The organism is Streptomyces sp. NPDC053750, assembly GCF_044544295.1.
In the GTDB taxonomy this organism is placed as follows: Bacteria; Actinomycetota; Actinomycetes; order Streptomycetales; family Streptomycetaceae; genus Streptomyces.
Map to the genome: position 1 here is coordinate 1 of NZ_JBITXB010000057.1, position 3,010 is coordinate 3,010.

A 3,010-nucleotide genomic window follows, 5' to 3' on the forward strand; every position below is an offset into this window, starting at 1 on the left:
GCGTTCCGGTATCTGAGTCAGGCCCGGCATGTGGGCAAGGTGGTGCTGACGGTGCCCGCGCCGGTCGACCCCGAGGGGACGGTGCTCATCACCGGCGGCACCGGGACGCTGGGCGCGCTCGTCGCCCGCCATGTGGTGACCTCCTGGAGGGCAAGGCGGCTGATACTGCTCAGCCGGCGCGGCGCGGACGCCCCCGGCGCGGGCGAGCTGGTGACCGAGCTGGCCGGCCTTGGCGTCCACGCGGAGGTCGCCGCCTGCGACGCGGCCGACCGGGACGCCCTGGCCGGCGTGCTGGACGGCATCGACCCGGCACACCCGCTGACCGCCGTCGTCCACACCGCAGGCGTCCTGGACGACGCGACCGTGGAACGCCTCACCCCCGCTGCTTTCGACACCGTCCTGCGTCCGAAGGCGGACGCCGCGTGGAACCTGCACGAACTCACTCGCGGGCACGACCTGGCCGAGTTCGTCGTCTACTCCGCAGCCTCCGGCATCCTCGGCGGCCCCGGTCAGGGCAACTACGCCGCGGCCAACGCCTTCCTGGACGCCCTCGCCGCCCACCGCCGCGCCGCCGGACTGCCTGCCGCCTCCCTCTCCTGGGGCCTGTGGGCGGAGAGCAGCGGCATGACCGGGCACCTGAGCGCCGGCGACCTGGAACGCATGTCACGCGGTGGCATAAAACCGCTCGCCGGCGACCAGGCCCTCCGTCTCTTCGACGCGGCTCTCGCCAGCGGCGCGGCGCACCTCGTCCCCGTACGCCTGGACCTGGAGACACTGGGCGCCAGGGCTCGGGACGGCGGCGTGCCCGCGATCCTGCAGAACCTGGTGCGTACCCCGCCGCGCCGGGCCGCCGCCGCTGGACAGGCGGACGCGTCACCGTCCGGGCTCCAGCGCGTCCTCGCCCTGGAGGCGACGGAACGGCTGCGCGCCCTGACCGACCTGGTACGGCAGCACGCCGCCGCCGTGCTCGGACACCAGTCGGCCGACGAGGTGGCGTCCGACCGGCCCTTCCGGGAGGCCGGGTTCGACTCCCTGACGGCGGTCGAGCTGCGTAACCGGCTGACCACGGCCACCGGACTGCGGCTGCCCGCGACCCTCGTCTTCGACCATCCCACACCGCAGGTGCTCGCCGAGCACCTCGTCACCAGCCTGGCCGGACCGGCCGGCGGTGCGGCGTCCACGGCCCGGAACGCCCGGACCACGTCCCGGACCGCCGTGACGGCGGACGAGCCGATCGCCATCGTCGGCATGGGCTGCCGGCTGCCCGGCGGTGTCACCACGCCCGAAGAGCTGTGGCGCCTGGTCGTCGAAGGCGGTGACGCCATCGCCGGGTTCCCGGCCGACCGGGGCTGGGACCTCGGCGCCACCGCCCACGGCGACGACCCGACGTACACCCGCAGGGGCGGCTTCGTCGGCGACGCGGCCGGTTTCGACGCCGGGTTCTTCGGGATCTCGCCGCGTGAGGCGCTGGCGATGGACCCGCAGCAGCGGCTGCTCCTGGAGACCTCCTGGGAAGCGTTCGAGCGGGCCGGTATCGACCCGGGGACGCTGCGCGGCAGCGGCACGGGCGTCTTCGTCGGCGCCAGCCGGCAGGACTACGCCGGCCTCCAGGGCGCCGACATCCCCAAGGAACTCGAGGGCTACCTGGTCACCGGTAGCGCCTCCAGCGTCGCCTCGGGCCGGCTCTCGTACACCTTCGGCCTGGAGGGCCCGGCCGTCACCGTGGACACGGCGTGCTCGTCCTCCCTGGTCGCGCTGCACCTGGCCGCCACCGCCCTGCGCCAGGGCGAGTGCGACCTCGCCCTCGCAGGCGGCGCCACCGTGATGGCCACCCCCGGAGTCTTCGGCGAGTTCGGCCGACAGGGCGGCCTGGCCGCGGACGGCCGCTGCAAGGCGTTCGGGGACGGCGCGGACGGTTTCGGGATGGGTGAGGGCGTCGGCATGCTCCTGGTGGAGCGGTTGTCGGACGCGCGGCGCAAGGGTCATCGGGTGCTGGCGGTGGTGCGGGGCAGCGCGGTCAACCAGGACGGCGCGTCGAACGGTCTGACGGCGCCGAACGGGCCGTCGCAGGAGCGGGTGATCCGGCAGGCGCTGGCCAACGCGCGGCTCACGCCGGGTGACGTGGACGTGGTCGAGGCGCACGGGACGGGTACGCGGCTCGGCGATCCGATCGAGGCGCAGGCGCTGCTGGCCACGTACGGGCAGGACCGTGCGGGTGGTGAACCGCTGTGGCTCGGCTCGCTGAAGTCGAACATCGGGCACGCGCAGGCGGCCGCGGGCGTGGCCGGTGTCATCAAGATGGTGATGGCACTGAGGAACGAGGTGCTGCCCCGGACGCTCCACGCCGAGGTGCCGTCGAGTCGGGTGGAGTGGTCCTCGGGTGCGGTGGAGCTGCTGACGGAGGAACGGGTCTGGACCGCTGCCGAGGGTCGGGTGCGGCGGGCGGGTGTGTCGTCCTTCGGCGTCTCCGGGACGAACGCACACGTGATCGTGGAACAGGCACCGCCCACGCCGGAGGAGCCCGCCGACCCGGAAGAGACCACGGGACCCGTGCCGATCGTCCTGTCCGGCAGGACGGAAGCCGCTCTGCGCGCCCAGGCCGGCCGGTTGAGCACGTTCCTGGCGGAACGGCGGGCGACCGGGCCGGTCGGCCTGGCCGACCTCGGGATGACGCTTGCCGTCACCCGGTCCTCCTTCGACCACCGGGCCGTCGTCCTCGCCACCGGACGTGACGACCTGCTCCGCACCCTCGACGCCTGCGCGACCGGCACCCCCGACGTCCACGGCGTCGTCACGGGAACGGGCGAGACAGCGCCGCGTGGTGTGTGGGTGTTTCCGGGTCAGGGGTCGCAGTGGGTGGGGATGGCGGTGGAGCTGGCTGAGTCGGTGCCGGCCTTTGCTGATGAGTTGCGGGTGTGTGGTGAGGCATTAAGTCCGTTCGTGGACTGGGAGTTGTCCGACGTTCTGGGGGATGTGGGGGCGTTGGAGCGGGTGGATGTGGTGCAGCCGG

At 73.7% G+C, this 3,010-nt stretch carries 1 protein-coding gene; it reads left to right on the top strand.

The window, feature by feature from the left end:
* The coding region (locus tag ACIGO6_RS41540) for a type I polyketide synthase (RefSeq protein WP_399886002.1) at positions 1-3,010 on the top strand (3,010 nt) is incomplete at both ends.